The sequence below is a fragment of the Streptomyces malaysiense genome (assembly GCF_000980885.2).
Taxonomy (GTDB): Bacteria; Actinomycetota; Actinomycetes; order Streptomycetales; family Streptomycetaceae; genus Streptomyces; species Streptomyces malaysiense.
Window position 1 is genome coordinate 35110 of sequence record NZ_LBDA02000116.1, and the last position, 19877, is coordinate 54986.

At 70.6% G+C, this 19877-nt stretch carries 17 protein-coding genes and 1 pseudogene; 9 read left to right on the forward strand and 9 right to left on the reverse strand.

Annotation, left to right across the window (positions count from 1 at the left end):
* The first annotated feature begins 25 nt into the window (after positions 1 to 25).
* The 4 genes from VT52_RS33360 to exaC all read left to right on the forward strand — a co-directional run bounded on the left by VT52_RS33360 (position 26) and on the right by exaC (position 4811).
* Positions 26 to 1039, forward strand: a complete 1014-nt coding sequence (locus VT52_RS33360) for an acetamidase/formamidase family protein (protein WP_046417431.1) — start codon at positions 26 to 28, stop codon at positions 1037 to 1039.
* 185 nt (positions 1040 to 1224) lie between these two features.
* Positions 1225 to 1821 carry an N-acetylmuramoyl-L-alanine amidase gene (locus VT52_RS33365; protein ID WP_206306676.1) on the forward strand — a complete coding sequence of 199 codons (597 nt, stop codon included), beginning with the start codon at positions 1225 to 1227 and terminating at the stop codon, positions 1819 to 1821.
* Between the two features lie 102 nt (positions 1822 to 1923).
* A complete protein-coding gene (locus VT52_RS33370; protein WP_046417429.1) occupies positions 1924 to 3231 on the forward strand; it encodes a GAF domain-containing protein in 1308 nt (435 codons plus the stop codon).
* 56 nt (positions 3232 to 3287) lie between these two features.
* A complete protein-coding gene (gene exaC, locus VT52_RS33375; protein WP_046417427.1) occupies positions 3288 to 4811 on the forward strand; it encodes an acetaldehyde dehydrogenase ExaC in 1524 nt (507 codons plus the stop codon).
* A 333-nt stretch (positions 4812 to 5144) separates the two neighbouring features.
* Here exaC and VT52_RS33380 read toward each other — a convergent pair.
* Positions 5145 to 6521: pseudogene (locus VT52_RS33380) on the reverse strand (IS1380 family transposase).
* 617 nt (positions 6522 to 7138) lie between these two features.
* Here VT52_RS33380 and VT52_RS33385 point away from each other — a divergent pair.
* On the forward strand, positions 7139 to 7747 hold the full coding sequence (locus VT52_RS33385) for a hypothetical protein (RefSeq protein ID WP_046417426.1): 609 nt from the start codon (positions 7139 to 7141) through the stop codon (positions 7745 to 7747).
* A 573-nt stretch (positions 7748 to 8320) separates the two neighbouring features.
* Here the strand turns inward: VT52_RS33385 and VT52_RS33390 are convergent.
* From VT52_RS33390 to VT52_RS33410, 5 genes are all read right to left on the reverse strand, one after another.
* Complete coding sequence (locus tag VT52_RS33390) at positions 8321 to 8560, reverse strand: hypothetical protein (RefSeq protein WP_046417425.1); 240 nt, start codon at positions 8558 to 8560, stop codon at positions 8321 to 8323.
* On the reverse strand, positions 8557 to 8742 hold the full coding sequence (locus VT52_RS33395; RefSeq protein ID WP_071387748.1) for a hypothetical protein: 186 nt from the start codon (positions 8740 to 8742) through the stop codon (positions 8557 to 8559). Before VT52_RS33395 ends, VT52_RS33390 begins: the two co-directional genes overlap by 4 nt.
* 651 nt (positions 8743 to 9393) lie before the next feature.
* A complete protein-coding gene (locus VT52_RS33400; RefSeq protein WP_046417478.1) occupies positions 9394 to 9798 on the reverse strand; it encodes an ATP-binding protein in 405 nt (134 codons plus the stop codon).
* 227 nt (positions 9799 to 10025) lie between these two features.
* Complete coding sequence (locus tag VT52_RS33405; RefSeq protein WP_046417423.1) at positions 10026 to 11246, reverse strand: PP2C family protein-serine/threonine phosphatase; 1221 nt, start codon at positions 11244 to 11246, stop codon at positions 10026 to 10028.
* On the reverse strand, positions 11243 to 12820 hold the full coding sequence (locus VT52_RS33410) for a sensor histidine kinase (RefSeq protein WP_046417422.1): 1578 nt from the start codon (positions 12818 to 12820) through the stop codon (positions 11243 to 11245). The genes VT52_RS33405 and VT52_RS33410 overlap by 4 nt, the downstream gene beginning before the upstream one ends.
* Positions 12821 to 12943: 123 nt before the next feature.
* Between VT52_RS33410 and VT52_RS33415 the strand changes: the two genes are divergently transcribed.
* Complete coding sequence (locus VT52_RS33415) at positions 12944 to 13312, forward strand: hypothetical protein (RefSeq protein ID WP_240509983.1); 369 nt, start codon at positions 12944 to 12946, stop codon at positions 13310 to 13312.
* A 3-nt stretch (positions 13313 to 13315) separates the two neighbouring features.
* Positions 13316 to 13747 carry a response regulator gene (locus tag VT52_RS33420; RefSeq protein ID WP_046417419.1) on the forward strand — a complete coding sequence of 144 codons (432 nt, stop codon included), beginning with the start codon at positions 13316 to 13318 and terminating at the stop codon, positions 13745 to 13747.
* A gap of 350 nt (positions 13748 to 14097) precedes the next feature.
* On the opposite strand, the gene VT52_RS33425 is transcribed toward VT52_RS33420, so the two are convergent.
* Together VT52_RS33425 and VT52_RS33430 are read right to left on the reverse strand one after the other, a co-directional pair.
* Positions 14098 to 14883, reverse strand: a complete 786-nt coding sequence (locus tag VT52_RS33425; protein WP_107481526.1) for a hypothetical protein — start codon at positions 14881 to 14883, stop codon at positions 14098 to 14100.
* 365 nt (positions 14884 to 15248) lie between these two features.
* On the reverse strand, positions 15249 to 16817 hold the full coding sequence (locus VT52_RS33430; RefSeq protein ID WP_240509985.1) for a helix-turn-helix domain-containing protein: 1569 nt from the start codon (positions 16815 to 16817) through the stop codon (positions 15249 to 15251).
* Between the two features lie 284 nt (positions 16818 to 17101).
* Between VT52_RS33430 and VT52_RS33435 the strand changes: the two genes are divergently transcribed.
* Entirely contained in the window at positions 17102 to 17734 is a 633-nt protein-coding gene (locus VT52_RS33435) for an RICIN domain-containing protein (protein WP_046417417.1), read from the forward strand.
* A gap of 318 nt (positions 17735 to 18052) precedes the next feature.
* Positions 18053 to 18610: a hypothetical protein gene (locus VT52_RS33440; protein ID WP_046417415.1), complete on the forward strand. Its 558-nt coding sequence runs from the start codon at positions 18053 to 18055 to the stop codon at positions 18608 to 18610.
* 184 nt (positions 18611 to 18794) lie between these two features.
* Here the strand turns inward: VT52_RS33440 and VT52_RS33445 are convergent, their stop codons facing one another.
* Positions 18795 to 19790, reverse strand: a complete 996-nt coding sequence (locus VT52_RS33445; RefSeq protein ID WP_240509986.1) for a hypothetical protein — start codon at positions 19788 to 19790, stop codon at positions 18795 to 18797.
* Positions 19791 to 19877: the final 87 nt, after the last annotated feature.

Here is a 19877-nt window from a genome sequence, read left to right on the forward strand (position 1 = left end):
CCCACCAGAAGGGACCCACGAAACCATGACCGACCCCCGGATCCTCACCGTGCGACCGGAGCCGGACGAGTACGCCTGGACGTTCGGCGGAGCGGCACCCGTGGCCCGTGTCGCGCCGGGCACGGTACTCGACCTGTTCACGGAGGACTGCTTCGCCGGCCGGGTCCGCTCCGAGAAGGACCTCGTGTCCGAGGTCTGCGCCTTCCCGTTCCTCAACCCCCAGACCGGCCCCTTCCACGTCGAGGGTGCGGAACCCGGCGACACGGTGGCCGTGCACTTCGTGTCGATCGAACCGGCCCGCGACTGGGCGGCGTCCACGACGGTCCCCCTGTTCGGGGCGCTCACCTCCACCCACGCCACCGCCTCGCTCCAGCCACCGCTGCCGGAGCGGGTCTGGATCTGGGAGCTGGACCGTGCGCGGCGCACCGCCCTCTTCCGGGCGCGGGACAACGAGTTCGAGAGGGAACTGCCCCTGGAGCCGATGCACGGCACCGTGGGCGTGGCGCCGGCCAACCTGGAGGTCCGTTCCGCGCTGGTCCCGGACGCGCACGGCGGCAACATGGACACGCCCGAGATGCGCGCCGGGGTCACCTGCTACCTCGGGGTCAACGTGGAGGGCGCCCTGCTCAGCCTCGGCGACGGGCACGCCCGTCAGGGCGAGGGCGAGACCTGCGGGGTGGCGGTGGAGTGCGCGATGAACACCGTGGTGATCGTGGACCTCCTCAAGGGTGTCGCGACTCCGTGGCCCCGGCTGGAGTCGGACACGCACATCGCCTCGACCGGCTCCGCGCGCCCGTTGGAGGACGCGTTCCGGATATCGCAGGCAGACCTGGTGCGCTGGCTGGTGAGCGACTACGGGTTCAGCGAACTGGACGCTTACCAGTTCGCCACCCAGACCGTCGAGTCGCCACTGGCGAACGTGTGCGACACGAACTACACGTGCGTGGCCAAGCTGCGCAAGGAGTGGCTGCCCGCGCGGGAGACCTACCGCGGTGTGCACGCGCGGCTCCGGGAGGCCGCTCGGGCTCTGCGCGACTGACGGCAGGCCACGGAGACGGCACGCACAACCGCCTGATCGCTCACCCCCGCACACCCCGGTGCCCCACTGCCGTCCTCTTCGTCCCTCCCCCACCCGAGCCCCCATTCCGAAGAGCGCAAGCACCATCACCCGCGCTCCCGTCACTCCCCGACTCCCTTACTCCAGAAAGGCATCCGACGATGGACATGGACCGGGAAAGACCTCGTCCGAGCAGACGATGGCTCCTGAAGGGTGCGGCGCTCGCCGCCGTTCCCTACGCACTGCTTCCCGAACCCCGAGCCGGTGCGAGCGGTTCCGTCGACTACCCGCCCGCCGAGTGGACGCCCGCCAGCACCTCCAACTACACGGGCTCCGACCGGCCCGGCAGCTACGCGATCGACCGGGTCGTCATCCATGTGACCCAGGAGACGTACGCCGACACCCTGGAGATCTTCCAGGACCCGGCGAAGCAGGTGACCGCGCACTACGTGGTGCGGTCGGCGGACGGGCACATCGCCCAGTGCGTGCGCGAGAGCGACATCGCCTGGCACGCGGGCAACTGGAGCTACAACACCCGCAGCGTCGGCATCGAGCACGAGGGCTGGGTGGACCGGCCCTCCTACTTCACCGATGCCCTCTACGAGCAGTCGGCGAAGCTCACGGCGTCCATCTGCGACAGATACGGCATCCCCAAGGACAGGGAGCACATCATCGGCCACTACCAGGTGCCCGGTACCGACCACACCGATCCCGGTCCCGGCTGGGACTGGGTCCGTTACATCAGACTCGTCAACTTCGCCTAGCACAGATCCCGAACCGGCGTCGCACCGGTTGTCTGTGCGGACACGGCACGTGACGATGGTCCCAGCCGGATCATCGCCCCAACACCGTCCGGGGAGGCCGAGTTGACCGATCCGTGGGTGGCCCTGGAACCGGGGGCCGATCCCGCCGAGCGGGTCCGGGTGCTGCGCCGGGCGCACGAGACGTTCACCACGGGGGGCGCGGTGCCGCGTCCGGTGCGGTCGGTGGTGGCCGAGTCGTGGCGGCGCAGCGCGCGGGCCGGTGTCGTGCCGGACGGCACGGCGTGCGTGGAGTTGTCCGACGGCGACCTCGGCGCCTACCGGGCGGAGCATCCGCTGGCCCGGGTGATGCCGCTGTTCCGGGAGCTGCTGGGCACGTTCGCCGCCGAGGAAGAGCAGTTGCTCGCGGTGTGCGACGCGCAGGGCAGACTGCTGTGGGTCGAGGGGCATGCGGCGGCGCGACGGCGGGCGGACGCGATGAACTTCGTGCCGGGGGCGCGCTGGTCGGAGAGCGCGGTGGGCACCAACGCGCCGGGGACCGCGGTGGCGCTGGACCGGCCGGTGCAGGTGTTCGCGGCGGAGCACTTCACCCGGCGGGTGCAACCCTGGACGTGCGTGGCCGCCCCGGTGCACGATCCGCGCACCGGGCGGGTGCTGGGCGCCGTGGACGTCACCGGCGGGGACGGACTGGCGCACCCGCACAGCCTGGGGTTCGTGCAGGCCGTGGCGCGGGCTGCGGAGGCCCAGCTGGCGCTGCTCGCTCCGGCGCGGTGTGCCGCGGAGACGCCGATGCTGCGCGTGCTGGGCCGGGACGAGGCCGAACTGGCCGTTCAGGGGCGGCGGCTGCGGCTGAGCCGTCGGCACAGCGAGATCGTGCTGCTGCTCTCCCGCCATCCCGAGGGGCTGACGGGTGACGCGTTGCTGTGCGCGCTGTACGCGGACGAGTCGGTGACCCCGGTGACGCTGCGGGCGGAACTCGCGCGGCTGCGGCGCTCGTTGGGGCCGGGGCTGCTGGCCTCGCGGCCGTACCGGCTGACGGCCGCGGTCGACGCGGACGCGACCGTGGTGGAACGGCGGCTGGCGTCGGGAGCGCTCACCGCCGCGGCCGAGGCCTACGCCGGTCCGTTGCTGCCCGGTTCGCAGGCCCCGGCGATCGCACGGCTGCGGGACCGGCTCGCGTGGGGGCTGCGCACCGCGCTGGTCGCGCACCGCGACCCCGATCTGCTGGCCGACTGGGCGCACGCGCCGTGGGGCGAGGACGACATCGAGGTGTGGCGGGCGCTCTCTGCGGTACGGCCGACGGCGGCGGTGCGGGCCCGGCTGGCCGCGCTGGAGGCGGAGTTGGCGGTACCGGTCGCGCGGACGGGAGGGTGGGCCCGCGGCGCAACGTACTTGCAACGTCCGCCCGCCTAGCCTCGCGCCGAGAGCTGCCCAAGGGCGGGCAGCGCTGCACCGGGAGGCACACCAGGATGACTCGTTACGCGGCGCCGGGCACCGAGGGCGCGATCGTCTCCTACCAGTCGCGCTACGACCACTTCATCGGCGGCGAGTACGTGCCGCCGGCGCGCGGGCAGTACTTCGAGAACCCGTCGCCGGTCAACGGACTGCCGTTCACCGAGATCGCGCGCGGCACCGAGGAGGACGTGGAGCGGGCACTGGACGCGGCACACGCGGCCGCTCCCGGGTGGGGCCGTACGTCGGTGACGGAGCGCTCGGACATCCTGCGGAAGATCGCCGACCGTATGGAGGCCGACCTCGAAGCCCTCGCGGTGGCGGAGAGCTGGGAGAACGGCAAGCCGGTGCGGGAGACGCTGGCGGCGGACATCCCGCTGGCGATCGACCACTTCCGGTACTTCGCCGGCGCGATCCGGGCGCAGGAGGGATCGCTGGGCGAGATCGACGACGACACGGTGGCGTACCACTTTCATGAGCCGCTCGGGGTCGTCGCGCAGATCATCCCGTGGAACTTCCCGATCCTGATGGCCACGTGGAAGCTCGCTCCGGCGCTCGCCGCGGGCAACGCGGTGGTGCTCAAGCCGGCCGAGCAGACCCCCGCGTCCATCCACTACTGGGTGAGCCTGATCGCGGATCTGCTGCCGCCGGGCGTGCTGAACATCGTCAACGGCTTCGGTGTCGAGGCGGGCAAGCCGCTGGCGTCGAGCCCGCGGGTCGCGAAGGTGGCGTTCACCGGGGAGACCACGACGGGGCGGCTGATCATGCAGTACGCCTCGGAGAACATCAAGCCGGTCACTCTCGAACTGGGCGGCAAGTCGCCGAACATCTTCTTCGACGACGTGTGGGCACACGACGACGACTTCCGCGACAAGGCGCTGGAAGGCTTCACGATGTTCGCGCTCAACCAGGGCGAGGTGTGCACCTGTCCGTCGCGGGCGCTCGTGCAGCGCGGCCACTACGCGGAGTTCCTTGCGGCCGCGGTCGAGCGCACCCGGCAGATCAAGCCGGGGCACCCGCTCGACACCGACACGATGATCGGCGCCCAGGCCTCCAACGACCAGCTGGAGAAGATCCTCTCCTACCTGGACATCGGCCGGCAGGAGGGCGCGAAGGTCCTCACCGGTGGCGAACGCGTCGAGTACGACGGCGAGCTGAAGGGCGGCTACTACGTGCAGCCGACCATCTTCGAGGGCGACAACCGGATGCGGGTCTTCCAGGAGGAGATCTTCGGCCCGGTCGTCTCGGTGGCCTCCTTCGACGACTTCGACGACGCCATCAAGACCGCCAACGACACGCTGTACGGGCTCGGCGCGGGCGTGTGGACCCGGGACGCCAACACCGCCTACCGCGCGGGCCGTGCCATCCAGGCGGGCCGCGTCTGGACGAACTGCTACCACGCCTACCCGGCGCACGCGGCGTTCGGCGGCTACAAGCAGTCCGGCATCGGCCGCGAGACGCACAAGATGATGCTGGAGCACTACCAGCAGACCAAGAACCTCCTCGTGTCGTACTCGCCGAAGAAGCTGGGCTTCTTCTAGGCGCAGAAAAAGGGCGCCTGACCAGGGCAGATGCCCGGCAGGCGCCCTTCTCGCCGCACATCTGCGCAGCGAGTCGACACACGCCCCTACTCCCGATGTCTCCGACCCGCATCCCGGCTCTGACCAGCAGTTCCGGGGCATTTCCGGGCCAAGGTCCCGCTCACCTCGATCTTGTATGAGGGTCCGTCAGCTTGCTGCCGGACCCTTTCGGCTCGTTCGGGGCGGAGATTTCTTCCTGTGGGTAGGTTGGCGGCCCGGCTGTGGCGTCGGGTGTGCGCGGGGTTCCATGGCTCCGGTCGGGTGGTGCTGCTCGTAGGGACAGGGAATTGCCGGTCAGCCGGGGCTCGGCAGTTCTGCGAGCCGTTGCAGGGCGTCGTTGATCACTCGGGTCCAGGGCCAGTGTCCGGCAAGGCGGAGGATGCGGCGGCGTCCGGTGGTGACGAGCTGAGCGGCCGCGGAGAACTGCCGCAGGCGCAGACGGCGGGGTTCCCACCGTCGGGCGGTGCCGGTAAGCGTGAGCATCGGCAGCCGGGCCGGCAGGTCGAGGGCGATCTGTATGTTCTCCGATCAGATCTGGTTCTGCGCCGCGTCGTGGAGGGGCAGGTTGCGCAGGCCGGTAGCCCGCGCGGCGCGGACGCGGTCCTCGGCGCGGGCCCGCTGGCGGTGCCGCAGCTCCAGTTCGGCGATCGAGGTGTGCCTGGTGTTGGTGGCGAAACAGGTCAGGCGCATCCCGTCGGCGTCGGTGAAGCGCAACTGGCCACCGGGGTGCGGCCGTTCCTTCCGCACGATCAGCCGCATTCCCTTCGGCCAGCCCCTGGGGCAGTCGCCGTCGAGCTCGGCCACCCAGGCGCCGGCGCGGACCTCTCCGTCCGGCTCGACGGCCGGCGTCCAGGCCGATGCCGGGACCTTCAGAACGGCCTGGTGGACGGCGTCAGTGATGGTCATACCGACCGAGTAGGACAGCCACCGGCCGCCGGGCGGTAAGCCGGTCGACGAACTCGTGGGGCCCCCGCCCGAGTCGGTGCGGACCAGCGTCCGCCGTCCGCGCCGGTACTTCCTCGGCAGCTGCTTCAGGGCGAGCCGGGCGGCTTCGACGCGGTCCGCAGCGGTGTTGCTGCCCGCGTTCCCGGGCCGCAGCAGAGCGGCGACCGGCTCCCCGGACCCGCCCCGGCCGTGGTCGACGAACCCCATCAGCGGATGGTGCCCGAAGGCCTTCTTCCAGGTCGCGGCCTCATCCTGCTTCTCGGAATGCGCGATGACCAGCACCCCGTCCAGGTCCACGACCACCTGCCCGTCGGTGTCAGGCGCCGCGCTACCGGCCAACGTCCCTACGTCTGAGCGGACTTGAGCGCGGGCCTGCCGCAGTGCGGTCAGCGCACGCCTTCCGCCCGCTGCCAGCGCGTCGATCAGCCGGGACACCGTCGGATCGGAGGCCACCGGCCCGAACACCGCCGGCTCGGCCCGCAGCATGCCCACGTCCGCCAGGCAGTCTCCGCCGAGTGTGACCGCGAGCACCACATCCAGCAGGACCTTGTCCGGATCGTGCACCGCTCGCGGCTTGCGCCACGGCGCCAACGCCGCCGATACCGCCTGATCCAGGCCGCTCTTGTGGAAAGTCCCCACGAACAGCACTCCACCTGCCTGGGAGACCACCCCGCGACCACCGCCCTCGACGTGGACACGCGGGTAGGACCCGATACGCTTCTTCACCTGGAGAGTGCTTCTTTCATGCGACGACCTGGACCCTGGACAAGCGGCCGGTGCCCCCCCCCCGACGGTGGACGCGTGGGACCATGCCCGCGCGGGCGAGGAGCACCGCGGACGTCCGCGCCTGCTGTGTACCGAACCCCGCCCAACATGACGAGACGTCAGCAACGGGCGTCAGCCGACCAGGCCGAAGTCCTGACCGAAGAGGGCGTGGCAGTAAGCGACTTCCGGTTCGCGCTTCACCAGAGGTTGCCGGTGGGGGTCTCCGTTGTTGCGTTGTCGGACCATCCGGCCTGTTTCCGCTGCGCTCTTCGATATGTACGACGAATGAAACGCCTTACCCCGCCCCCCGAAGGCGCTATGGGTGATATCTACCTAAACTCTCTTTTGGTGCCTCCGCGCCACCCAACGCACCGAAGTGCAACCGCCATTTGATCCCCAACACCACGACGAGAGACACTACCTGGCGGATGCGTGTTCCCGACCGAGCGGGACTCGCTTCGACATCCTCCCGCACCGCTCCCCGGAGGCCATTTACCCAACGATTACTGGGCAGTTGACCTCAGGGTTTCGTGGTAGCGTACTTGTTCGGAGGAACAGAGCAACCTGAAAGGGAAATCGTGAACACGGAGAAGATCACCGCTCGCCGCCTCTCATTGGAAGAGGTGACGAAGCTTGACATGAAGGACCGGATCTTCGTTTCCGCCGACACGGCAGAACTCAAGATTCCCGGCTGCTATGTCCCTGCTTTTCTGACCAAGTCCGGTGAGGATTTCGAAGGCGGCTCGATCACGGCGAGAACCGTATTCCAGGAAGAGGTCTCCTGCCTTCCCGACGACGAGAATCAAGCCGGAATCTACTTGGCCGACGAGAACGGCGCGGTGACCATCGAGGTCCTCCAGTCCGCCGGCGTCGTGCTGGACCTGGCACTTTTCGTCCCAAATGGGGACAAGGGGGCCCTTACGGCCCTTTACGCTGCGGCCCGGCAGGCGTTCGGCGCCGACATCGTGCAGATCTGGCGCCAGGGACTCAAGGAGGTTCCCGACGTGAAGGTCGACATCTTCGAGGAGCAGATTCCCCGGGGGCGCAAGGCGAGCGACAGCCCCAAGCGTGACCGTCGCGCGATCGACACCTACCCCACCCGTGCGGACTTCATCGAGTTCACCGCGGGGTGGAAGCCGGTCGTTGAGATTCACAGGCCGATTGTTGACGACACCCCGACCATCTGAGGCGGCGTCACCTCCCGTTCTCAGCCTGGGAGAACGCCGAGAGCGCATGCGCCGCACCCGGTCGGCCCCTGAGCGGCCCAGGGAGCCGTCGGAAAATAACTCGCGGACGCCGAAGCGCCGTTCCACTCGATGACCTCGCGAGACAGCCCGCCCGACCGAGATCGAATCCTGAAGTGATTCTGCGACAGTCCTCAGGGCTTCGGCGTAAGGGCGGCGACCGCAGAGGTTGCACCAGGTCGCCGTGGCGCGGGGTGCGCTGTCGGTCCACCACCGCGCGGTCAGGTCGAGGACGACGACCAGCGCGTGCCGTACTCCTCGCAGCCGGATCGTCTGTTATCAGTCCGAACGCCCAGCCCAACCGCTCATCCCAGGCGCGGGGAGCAACGGCGCGGGCGGTGCGAGTGGCACGGCCTCCCGGGACCCTCCCCGCGCGCGGGGAGGGTCCGCGGACCACCCGGCGCTCCGGCTTCGGAAGGACTGCTCTCTGCATGCGCGGGGGTGGTCTGGTGAGTGTCCCCGCGGGCGCGGGGGCGTCATGGCATGAGTTCCCGGGGCTTCGCGCTGCTCCGATCCTCAGCGCGGCCAGGCGGCCTGGGTGTTCGGCGGCAGCGAGATCTCGTCCAGTCGCGACCACTGTTCCTGGCCGCTCTGATCCAACAGGCGGAACCGCACGTCCTGCGCCTCGTCCGACTCGTACGGGGCGTCTCCGACTGCCTGCAGCAGAGCGTGCAGCCTCGGGTGGGGGGCCCGCATCGCCCGGTCCCGTACGCTCTCGGCGCGCAGGGCAGCCAGAGTGAGGGAGGCGGTGTTCACCCGGTACGCCGGTGACCGTCAGCGTGGGCGATCGCTTCCGGGTGTTCCACGATGAAGGCCAGGGCCTCGGGGCCGGCGACGGTGTACGTCAGCACCAGGTCTCCGCGCTGCAGCATCACCTGCTCACCCGGCTCTGCCAGCGAGCCGTCCTCGCGCGTCGACATGGCCAACTTGCCGACCATCGGGCCCACTGCCGATCGTCCGGACCTCGTCGAACTGCTCGATCGTCGGGTCCACGAACCGCTCGGAGTCGGCGAGCACCAGGGCGCAGTGCCCGTTCCACGAGGTTCCCGTCCAGGTCGGTGTGAGCGAGCCGTAGAGGGTGCGGCGTCCGGTGCTTCTTGCCCCGCTGCTGCTTCGACGTGGGCAGAGCCCAGGGAACTCGACCGGCCTTCCGGCAGACCGCGTTGACCGGTCCGACACGGCGACGCCGCAGGCGGTGCAGCCTATGGCGTCGCTGGGGGGAGAGCAGGCTGGTGACCTCGGCGTGCGCGGCCGCGCCGGGGTTGAAGTACTTCCGGGCGGCGCTGGAGGACCATCCCCGCACGGGCGGGCGGGAACGGTCCCTTGATGGACACCGCGACGGTCCGACCGTCGAGCTCCCCGTCCGCGCGGGGACGGTCCCTGCCTCTCCGGTGCCCACAGGAGACACTCCCCTTGAACCAAGATCCGGACCATACGCGGGCCAATCGTCTGCCGTCTCGCCCTATTCGATCCATTCCAGCTGGTCAACGACTTGTATGCCGTGTACCACCAGCAGACCGAGAACCTCCTCGTGTCGTACTCCGGACGTCGGCGACGCCGCGCGAGGGTGGTGCGGCCGTGTGGCGGGGCTAGCCTCCGTTGCCGGGGAGGAGGGCGATCCGTGCGGTGAGGCGCTTGCCCGTCGGCTCCGGGACCGCCTCGAACGAGGTGACCACGGCCAGTACGATCTCCAGGCCGTGCTGGCCGACCCGGGCCGGGTTCGCCGCCCGCGCGGTCGGTGGCGTCGGATCGGAGTCCTGGACGACTATCTCCACCAGGCCGCCGGCGATCCGCAGGCCGAACCGGACGGGGCCCGGGGCGTACTTGGTGGCGTTGGTGACCAGTTCGCTCACGACCAGCCGGGTCAGGTCCCGCGCCCTGTCGGTCACCGGAATGCCCCGCTCGTTTCGCGCCTCGTCCAGGAAGTCCAGCGCGAGACGACGAGCTCGGGCTATGCAGGCCCCCGTTCCGTCGAGCACCGCGCCGGTCCGCATCACCTCGTCGTCCGGTGCCGTACCGTTCCCGGCCGGGGTGATCACAGCCGTGGCGGCCGCCCTCAGGTCCTCGCGGGCGGCCGGAGCCCGACCCCCTGTGGCCGCGTCTCGGAGAGGCACCAGGCAGTCCGGCCCGGCGGCCGTTCGTCCGGGACCGGCCGCCGGGCCGGAAAGGGCGTCTGCCGGGCGGGGCGCCGGCACGGAGGGTCTGTCGGGCATGGTCCGGTTCATGGATTCGGTGCGGTGCGCCAGGCGTTCGCGGTACGGCCGGGCGCCCCCGTCTTCCAGTCCAGGCGCAGGACGGCGAGGTCGTCGGTGTGGCGATCCGCGTTGAGCGCGCGGGTGCGGGCGATCAGTTCGTCGAGGTGGGTGCCGGGGTCGGGGCTGTGCAGGGTGTCGATGATGCGCAGCAGGCCCTCCACGCCGAGCCGGGTGCCCGTGCCCTCCGCGAAGCCCTCGACGAGTCCGTCGGTGTAGGCGATGAGCGCGCCTTCGGCGGGCAGGGCCAGAGTGGTGGCGGGCCAGCCACCCAGTCCGGGAGCGATGCCCAGGGCGATGCCGTGGGCGGCGCTGACCTGCTGGGTTCCATCGGGGGTGGTGACGAGGGGTTCGTGGTGGCCGGCGAGGTGCAGCGTGAGCGTGGCGGCCGCCGGGTCCAGGGTGATCAGGGTGCAGGTGGTGAACAGGTCGCTGCCGGCGCGCTCGGCGATGTGGATCTCTTCGAGGAGGTGGAGCAGTTCCTGATCACGGTGGCCGCCCAGGGTGAGGGCGCGCCAGGCGATGCGGAGGCAGACGCCGAGCGCGGCCGCGTCGGGGCCGTGGCCGCTGACGTCGCCGATGACGGCGTGGACCTGGCCGTCATCGGTCTGGACGACGTCGAGGAAGTCACCGCCGAGCAGGGCCTGCGCCCGGCCGGGGTAGTAACGGCTGGAGGCGGTGACGGCGGTGGACGGGGACAGGATGGGTTCGGGGAGCAGCCCGCGTTCCAGGCGGGCGTTCTCCTCCGCGCGCAGCCGGCCGATCTGCAGCGCGGCGTTGGCGCGTTCGGCCTGCTTTCGCTGGACGGCGTAGCGGACGGCCCGCTGCATCAGCTCGGGCTCGACCTTGCCCTTGACGAGATAGTCCTGGGCACCGGCGGCCAGGGCGTCGACCCCGGCGCGGGGCTCCTCCAGTCCGGTGAGCACGATGATGGCGGCCTGGGTGTTCGCCTCGATCGCCTGGACCGTCTCCACGCCGCTCGCGTCGGGCAGGTGCAGATCGAGCAGGACGCAGTCGACGGGAGACGCCTCCAGCGCCCGGCGTGCCTCGGCCGCCGAACGGCACCGCGTCAGGGTGTGCGGCAGGTCGGTGTCGTAGAGGAGTTCCTCGACCAGGAGGGCGTCTCCGTCGTCGTCCTCCACCAGCAGCACCTGGTACTGCTCGTCGCGGCCTGCGGCTGGAGCGGTCACGGCTGGGTCTCTCTGTCCGGGGCCGCCGTCGCGGCGTCGAGGGCGGGGAGAGTGAGGACGACGCGGGTGCCGAGCCTGTAGTCCGGGTCGATCCTGATCGTACCGCCGTGGAACTCCACGACCTTCTTGCACATCGCGAGGCCGATGCCGGTGCCCGGATAGGCGTCCTTGGTGTGCAGCCGCTGGAAGAGGACGAACACCTTCTCCTGGAACTCCGGCGCGATGCCGATGCCGTTGTCGGTGACCGCGAATTCCCACACCCCCTCGTCGCACACGGCACCGATGTGGATGCGCGGCGGCCGGTCGGGGCTGCGGAACTTGAGCGCGTTGGACAGCAGGTTCTGCCACAGCATGCCCAGCTGGGTCAGGTCCCCGACGACGGTGGGCAGGGATTCGTGGGTGATCTCCGCGCCGGTCTCCTCCACGCTCACGCTGAGGTCGTCCAGCGTTCTGCCCAGTACTTCCTCCAGGTCCACGGTCTGGTGCTCGTTGTGGACCCGGCCGACCCGGGAGAAGGCCAGCAGGTCGTTGATGAGGTTCTGCATGCGGTTGGCGCCGTCGACGGCGAAGGCGATGTACTGGTCCGCCTTCGCGTCCAGCTGTCCCCCGTAGCGCCGTTGCAGCAGCTGGGTGAAGCTGGAGATCTTGCGCAGCGGCTCCTGCAGGTCGTGCGAGGCGACGTAGGCGAACTGCTCCAGTTCCGCGTTCGACCGCTTCAGGTCCTCGGCCTGTTCGTCCAGCAGCCCGCGGGCCCCCTCGCTGAAGCGCAGCTCTTCCACCAGCCGCAGGCGCATGGAGTCCACGTCGGCGGCCAGCCCGCGCAGGTCGGCGGGGCCGCTGCCGACGATGGAACGGTCGAAACGGCCCTGGGAGACCTCGCGGGCGGCCGCGCCGAGCAGGCTGAGCGGGCCGGTGACACCACGACGCAGGGCCTCGAAGACGAGCACCGCCACCACGGCGATGACCAGGGCGATGACCGAGAACATCCAGTTCCGCAGGGTCACCGCCTGCCGCAGCTCACGCGTGGCCGCCTGCCGCTCGTCCTGCAGGTGGGCCTGCTGGCGTGCCATCGCACGCCGCAGCGAGTCGAAGTCCGCCTTGCCTTCGTCGGCCCGTGCCTCGGCGATCTTCGCGGCGTCGGCGGGGGAAGCCGTCGAGACGGGCCGGGCTATGAGTTTCTGCCAGGCGTCGGCGTCCTTCTCCACCTCGGCCAGATCGGCGCGCGCCCGGCTGTCGTCGCTGAGCAGGGGCCGCATGCGCTTGAGTGCCGCCTGTTCGTCGGCCACGCCCTGCGCGTAGGGCTGCAGGAAGTCCCGTCGGCCCGAGACCCCGTAGCCACGGATACCGGTCTCCTGGTCGACCAGAGCCGCTTCGATCCGGATCGACTCGACCAGGGCCGGGGAGCGCCGGTCGATGAGTGAGGCGGTGAGCTGGGACGTCCGCCACATGGCCCAGCCGCCCAGGGAGCCCAGCACCGCCAGGACGACGAGCACGCCGCTCACCCCGACGCGCAGCCAGCGGCGGGTCGTCCAGTCGGCGAACGCGCCCGAGCTCTCCGACTGCTTGCCTGTCATCGTTCGGCTTCTCTCTCCAGACCCGCTGTCCCTGGCCGCGCGGTGCCGCACGGCAGGGACACTGTACCCACGCTTCGACAACACATGTTGTCCGGCTCCGTATCAGGGCAGTACAGTGACGCCATGCTTGATCCGTCTCCCGCTCCCCGCCCGCCAGGCGAGGATACGGCCGCGCTGGTGGCCCGACTGGTGGACGAGGTGAGCCGGCGCTTCACCCCGGAATCCGTCCGCCCGCCGGCGAGGCCCGCCGATCAGGCACACGAGTCCCGCAGGCACGCCCTGCTGCGCCTGCGGGTCCTCAGCGACGTCAAGCGGGCCGTCCGGCACCTGGAGGACCAGGCCGCGCACGCCGCCGCCGAGAGCGGAGCCGGGTACCCGGAGATCGGTCGGGCAGTCAGCATGAGCCGACAGGGAGCCAGGCGCCGCTGGCCCGGTCTGATCAGCAGCAACACGAACCATCCATCCCATCGCCCCCCACACCGGAGCACCTGAATCATGGCTGCCGCCGCAACCCGCCCCTACGACGTGCTGCTGGTCGAGGACGACGTCGCCGACGCGATGCTCATCCAGGACGCACTCACCGAACGCGGTACCCGTAACCTCACGCAGGTCTCCGACGGTGTCGAGGCACTCGACTATCTGCGCGACCCGGACAGCACGCGCCCCGACCTCATCGTGCTCGACCTGAACATGCCGCGCATGAACGGGCGCGAGTTCCTCGCCGTGGTCAAGGAGGACGCCGACCTGCGCACCATCCCGGTCGTCGTCCTGACCACGTCCGCCGCCCCCGACGACGTCACCGGCGCCTACCACCACCACGCCAACGCCTACGTCACCAAGCCGGTCAACCTCGATGAATTCGAGGCCGCCGTCCGCAGCATCGACGCCTTCTACCTCGACATCGCCGTCAAGCCCCCCAAGGAGTAGTCAGCGCCGACGGACATGGCGATGTGCGCCATGAGGGAGGTACCGGCGCCGCCGTACCAGTGCTCCTCACAGATACACATCGCCGGTGAAGCGCTCGGCGGGGGCCTTGACGGCCGAGGTGTGCGTGACGATTTCCCTGGGGGTTTCTCCTTGCCGTAGGGCTGCAGGGGAAGCGCTGCCGGACGGTCGGTGTCACCGCCACGCCGGGCCGGCCGCCGGTGGCACCGGTGCTCACGGCAGCCGCCGCGACGGTGGTGGTGCTGCTCGCCGCCCAGGCACCGGTCACGGACACCTCGTGAGCGTGTCCGTCGCGGGCCGGCCGGCGAGCCGACCGTCGGAGCGGCCCGCCGTCAGGCGCTCAGGTGCTCCCGGTCCCCCATCACCACGACGGGGTGGAGGCGGGGATTCAGGGTACGCAGCAGAGTCTTCATCCCGGACTCGGGAACGGTGACACAGGCGGACGTGCCGTCGCCGTGGTCGAGGTGCAGCCAGATGCCGCCGCCCTTCTCCACTCCCTGCGGGCGGTTCCAGTCGAACGGCGGGACGCCCTTGAGCCGGTTGTAGTCGATGGCGATGACGTAGTCGAAGTCGTGGGCGTGCTCGTCGCCCTCCTCCGTCATGGACGCGAAGGCGTTGTCGTCGTACCAGTAGGACAGGCGACTGCCGGGATCCTCCAGCGACCCTCCCGCGTCCGTCAGGGAGAACACGCCGACGGGACTGCGCTCGTCGTCCAGGTGATGGTCGGTCGTCCAGCCCTGCCTGCCGTTGTGCGCGGGCCAGCTGCCCGCGAGCTTCCACGCGGTGCCGTGCTTCTCGTAGAGCACGGCGGTGCTCTCGGCGGAGTCCCGGTCGTCGCCGTAGACGACCACCGCCTGGCGGCTGTCGGCCGGTACCCGCTTCGACAGGCGGCTTCCGATGCCCGGGAGGCGGGGGGCCGCACCCGGGTGGGGAGACCCGGACGCCACCGGGATGTTGAGGCCCGGCGCGCCGGCATGGTTCCGGTGTCCGCCGTCGCCGGCGCACGCCGCGGTACCGGCCAGCAGCACGCCGCAGGCGAGGGTCACGGGTATGACATGGCGCGTCCCACGGCGCCGCGCCGGCACAGGACAGGTCCGTACGACAGTAGATATCCGCATGATCAGGATGCTGCGACGGCCGACCGCGGCATGCATCCGCAGACGGCATCCGGCCTAAGAGGTCCTGAGAGGTCCTGAGACAAGCTGTTGATCATGTGGCTGTCGGTTCGGTTGCTCGTCGGTGCAGCCGTGGGGAAGCACCTGCCGAGGCCGTGGCTCGTCTCGGATGAACTGTGGCCGTTGACCGAGCCGTTGCGGTGGAACGAACCGCACCTGGTGCTGCTGCGGAAGCAGCGTACGGTGCGTTCGGCGGGCCGCGCCCAGGATGATGGGTTGCCTGCGGGCAGCGGGCGGAGTCACACAACCCGATCGGTGGTGACCTGCCGGAAGAGGTTCCGACACAGCTTCTGGAGACCGCGGCGGGGTCATGTGCCCGCGGTGGCGGCCGACGAAGCGGTACGTGGTGCTGCGCTCCCTTCGGCCAGGTCGAGGGCCCGTTGTGCCAGCCACTGGTCGTGGACGGCACTCGGGGAACGCAACAGGGAGCGTTGGAGCAATGCTTCGCTCCGTTCCAGGCGCTTGCGTACCGCCGATGCCGAGACGGACAGCGCGGCAGCGGTCGGAACGATACGGCCGTCGAGGCGGAGCCAGGTGGTGAGCGTCCGCGCGATCGAGACCGGGACACCCGGTGCTCGTACGGGACGGAACTGGCGTTGCGCCCACATCACGACGTGGGGCAGCGCAAGGAGTCCGTCCAAGGAGGGCGCCCTTCCCCCGGCATCCGACGTGCGATCCTCCGGGCCGGCGGGGATGCCCGCGCCGATCACGCGAAGTGCGAGAGCCAGTGCCGCCTGGTCGGGCAGCCGCTCCAGGTCAAGACCCAGCAACCTCTGCACAAGCGTGAGGCGCGCCGCCAGGGTGTTGCGGTGGATCTTGAGATGGGTGGTCGCCTTGGAGGAGAAACTGAGCCATGACGCGGTGGTGGCCAGCAGCTCCGCGCTGTCCGGGTCCTGCGGACGCCGCGCACGGTAGGCACTCAGCGGCGCGAGGAAGACCGCCGCCCAGGCCTGCGCGGCCGGCCCGATGATGAGCGCCAGGTCGGGGTGGCCCGCGAACGACGCACGCCGCTCAGCGCTGTGACGTGCGGCGGCCAGGGCGTGGAAGGCCTGCGCGTAGCCGATGGCGGTGTCCCGTAAAGGCACCGGGTCACTCACCCCGATGCAGCAGTTCTCCGCCACCGAGGGGGGCCAGACCGGCTCGACGGCCATACCGACGTGAGTCGCGCGGTCGGCCGGCGCAAGCACCACCAGATGGCTGGCGTACACGGGACACGGCACCACCCACGCACCGTCGACCGCCTTGGCCCACATGTCCGCGACCGCCCTGCGTGTCGTGTGCGGTCCCTCGATGACATAGAGCCGCATCACGTCGGGCAGCGCGGGCCGCAGTGCCCCCGCGACCAGGCGTGCGGTGGTCACCTGACCGTTCATCAGCAGGTGCACGACGGCCTCCCGGATCCGCGCGTCGGCGTCCCGGATCCGACGCTGCTGCTGCCGGGTGCGCTCCAGTTGCCAGCACAGGCTGAGGCCGGATGCGGCATCCGCGAGCAGGAGCAGCAGGCCGGGTGGCACCGGCCGTGGCGCCACGGCCGCGAGAAAGGGCGCGCGGACGCCCGGTGGGCCGTCGAGAGGAAGGACGACGCAGGTGAGGTCCTCCCCGTCGAGGGTCACGGACCTGAGCCCTCGCGCGGAGGCCTCCCGGATCCCGTGCAGTACGAGGTCGTGCTCGGCCCTGCCGAGGGGCTGCGGGGGCGCGGAGGCGGGGGCGCCCGAGCGGTTCGCCAGGAGGACGGCGGCCCCGGTACGGCCGGCCAGCCAGCGGAGCAGCAGCGCGCTGCCGCCCGTTCGAGCCGCGCGCTGCATGTCCAGCACGTCGTCGGCCCGCCGGGCCTGTCCCGGTGCCACCGTGGCCGTACGCGGATCATGACCGTGCATGTCACTCCCCCGAGAGACTGCCGAATCCGTTCGGCCAGAGCGTATCCGGGGCTCTGCCAGGCGGACAGGGGGGCTCGCTGTGCGGTCTGGCACCAAAGGGCCGGCCTCACTGTGCAATGGCGTCCTTCGCGCCGCCTTCATCCGCCGTAGTCTCTGCCGTGCCCGTCCGACGCCGGGTCAGGTAGTGCGCGGGGGCGGTCCGGCCGGGAGTACCAGGCGCAGCACCGCATGCGTGCACAGGCGAACGACCACTCGCCGACTTCTATCCGAGTACAGGGGGAAACATGGGGAAGACCGTCAAACTCAGTGCCGTGGCGGCGATGACAGCGCTGGTCGTGGTCGACCTGGGCCTGGGGACGGCCCACGCGAGCCCGGGGAACTGGCAGCTTCACACACCCTACGCGAGCAACATGTGCCTGGACGCCGCCTACGCGCCCGGCGACCCGCACCAGGATCCGTGGAAGGACGGTGACAAGGTGCAGATGTGGGTCTGCAACGGTCAGGCGCAGCAGGGGTGGGTCTTCCACCCTGTCCGTACTCCCAGTGGCGTACCCGCGTTCACCATCACCAACCAGCGCAGCGGCCTGTGTCTGGACATGGACATCAGCGGTGGCACTTACGACAACATCCCCAACGACTACAAGGGACACCTGGTCCAGCTGTGGCACTGCATCACCGACAACGGACAGCCCGAGGCGAACCAGGTCTGGTACCAGCTCTCCGGTGACTACGACGGGTGGGCACGACTGCAGAGCGGCTCCGACAACGGAGGCAGTTTCGATTTCATGGACGCCAAGAACTACGGCGGCACCGACCCGTCGCAGAACGGGGACCCCGTCCTGGTCTGGGACTACTACTCCCCGACCCTCCCGGACGGGCGGCACGGGGACGCGCCCCAGAACTGGAACTGGACCTGACCGCCACCCGCGGGGCAGCGGCTGTGCCGGCTGCCCTCGGCCGTGCCGTGCGCGATGACCTGCGCGCAGGCCCCGGCCCCGGCGCCGCGGGCCTCCTGGTGCCACGGCCGCTTGCCGCCGCGCTCCTCCGGGCTCAGCCGGTGCAGGCAGCCGGCGCTGCCGTCCTCGCCGTGTGCCGCCGTAGAGCGTCACCACGCCTGGCACCTCGCAGCTCGGCTGCGACAACGCCTCCTACAGCTACCGCGGCTCTCCCCGCACCCACTCCCCTCCCTGGGCCTGACCCGGACCGGGGCCCTTCGTCAGCCAAGGAGCACGGCCGTGCCCTCTTTCGTACCTCTGACCGGAACGACCCGGCTGGCGCTCACCGCCGCGGTCGTACTGCCGATGACCTGCCTCGGGGTTGTCGCATCATCCCCGCCGGCCCACGCCTGCGGCTCCAGCGCCATGGTCGGCTCGCGCACGCTGACCGACAGCAGGGACGGCTGGACGCTGGGAACGATCACGCTCTACTACGACTCGTGTAGGCGGTCCACCTGGGCGGAGCTGGACGTCGACTACAACAGCATGGACTGCCACTTCCCGTCGGGCCCGGGTTGGTGGCTCGCGGTCGACCTCGTCGACCAGAACGGGCACGTCGTCTCACACGGTGACTCCAACGGATTCAAGCGCTGGTACGGCGTCGTGAGTGCGAGCCAGCCCATCGACAAGTACTCGGCGCCCAAGTCCTTCCAGGCTCGGGGCTGGGTACGTACCGCCTACTCCGACGGCAGCCAGGAGAACAGCGTGTTCTTCGACTCCGACTGGCACCAGTACTCGACCGGCGGCGACCCGGGAGGCGGGTGGGATGCCGCCCTCGACAGCCAGAGCATCTGCTAGAGGTCTTCGGCGGTGCCGGTGAGGGCTTCGTACCGGGCCGACGCGGCCGGGTACGGCACCGCGGGCTCGCCGTGAGCCCTGTGAGCGACCCGGCCGGAGCCGCCCTGTCCGACCGCCAAGTCGCCCGGGAGCGGTATGCGTTCACGCCCTGCCTCTCCAGCGGCCGGGCGCCCGCCGACCGGGGTCAGTCCCACTCCCAGGTGATGCCGAGGACCCCCGGGCGCACCTGCTGCTCCACGAGGTGGACCGAGCCGTGGGCGTTGAGGGTCAGGTCGGTGACCGATCTGCGGGGGGCGGTCGCCGAGGGGCGGGTGAAGCGGCGGCAGTGGACGGGGAGGGCGGCGCGGTCGAAGCCGACCTGGAGGGCGTACTGGCCGCCGCCGTAGGTGAAGCCGCGCACGTACTCCTCGCTGGGCGCGCCGGTTCCGTCCTCGAAGCGGTAGCCGAGGACGGCCGTCTCGCCGGCCCGCAGCCGTCCGTCGAAGAGCAGCTCGACGACGACCATCCCCGAAGCGCCGTCGCGCCTGGTCCGCCCGACCCGGCAGTCGCCGAGGCCACGTACCCGGACCCGCTCGGTGTCGCAGCCCGGGTCGCCGAGGTGGATGGCGAGATAGCGGTCGACGCCGTCGCGGTGGGCCCGTACGACGTGGTGCGAGTCCCGCGCGAGCAGTTCACGACGGGCGCCGATGTGAACGTGCTCGTAGTGGAGCACGGTGTGCAGCCCGCCGTCCTCGGGAGCCGCGAGGCCCGCCAGCAGTGATTCGAGCGCGGCGGCGGGTTCGAGGAGGGCGCGGTACGGACGGGCCGGGGGACGGTCGCCGTCGGCACGTGGTCCTATCAGGCGGGTGAGCGCGTGCGGGGGAAGCTCCAGGACCTCCTCCAACGCGGTGACGGCGCGCAGCGACTCGGGCCGGTCGGGCCGCCGCAGTCCGCGCTGCCAGTAGCTGAGGCTGGTCACCCCGACACGTACGCCCCGTTGGGCGAGCCGGTGCTGCACCCGGTGCAGTGCCAGCCCGCGCGCGGCGAGCGCGGCGCGGAGCGCGACGGCGAAGGGGCCGGTGCGCAGGGCTTCGGCGAGTTCGGCCTCGGGGGCGGAGCGAGGAGCGTGGCGCCGGGACGGGCCGAGGGCCGGATCACCGGAGCGCGGGGTGACATGGCGATCGGTACCGCGTGCTGCCATCGGGGCTCTTCCCTCTCCCGCCCCCGTGACCGTCTTCCAGTGAACGTTCACTTCCCCCTACTGGCACGGGTGTCGCGCGCGGGCCGC

Bases quoted from the DNA above. Each gene is read 5' to 3' on its own strand.
- VT52_RS33415 (WP_240509983.1), top strand. From the start codon at position 12,944: ATGCTTGATCCGTCTCCCGCTCCCCGCCCGCCAGGCGAGGATACGGCC.
- VT52_RS33445 (WP_240509986.1), bottom strand. From the start codon at position 19,790: ATGGCAGCACGCGGTACCGATCGCCATGTCACCCCGCGCTCCGGTGAT.
- VT52_RS33430 (WP_240509985.1), bottom strand. From the start codon at position 16,817: ATGCACGGTCATGATCCGCGTACGGCCACGGTGGCACCGGGACAGGCC.
- VT52_RS33365 (WP_206306676.1), top strand. From the start codon at position 1,225: ATGGACCGGGAAAGACCTCGTCCGAGCAGACGATGGCTCCTGAAGGGT.
- VT52_RS33360 (WP_046417431.1), top strand. From the start codon at position 26: ATGACCGACCCCCGGATCCTCACCGTGCGACCGGAGCCGGACGAGTAC.
- VT52_RS33435 (WP_046417417.1), top strand. From the start codon at position 17,102: ATGGGGAAGACCGTCAAACTCAGTGCCGTGGCGGCGATGACAGCGCTG.
- VT52_RS33425 (WP_107481526.1), bottom strand. From the start codon at position 14,883: ATGCGGATATCTACTGTCGTACGGACCTGTCCTGTGCCGGCGCGGCGC.
- VT52_RS33410 (WP_046417422.1), bottom strand. From the start codon at position 12,820: ATGACAGGCAAGCAGTCGGAGAGCTCGGGCGCGTTCGCCGACTGGACG.
- VT52_RS33400 (WP_046417478.1), bottom strand. From the start codon at position 9,798: ATGCGGACCGGCGCGGTGCTCGACGGAACGGGGGCCTGCATAGCCCGA.
- exaC (WP_046417427.1), top strand. From the start codon at position 3,288: ATGACTCGTTACGCGGCGCCGGGCACCGAGGGCGCGATCGTCTCCTAC.
- VT52_RS33420 (WP_046417419.1), top strand. From the start codon at position 13,316: ATGGCTGCCGCCGCAACCCGCCCCTACGACGTGCTGCTGGTCGAGGAC.
- VT52_RS33395 (WP_071387748.1), bottom strand. From the start codon at position 8,742: ATGGTCGGCAAGTTGGCCATGTCGACGCGCGAGGACGGCTCGCTGGCA.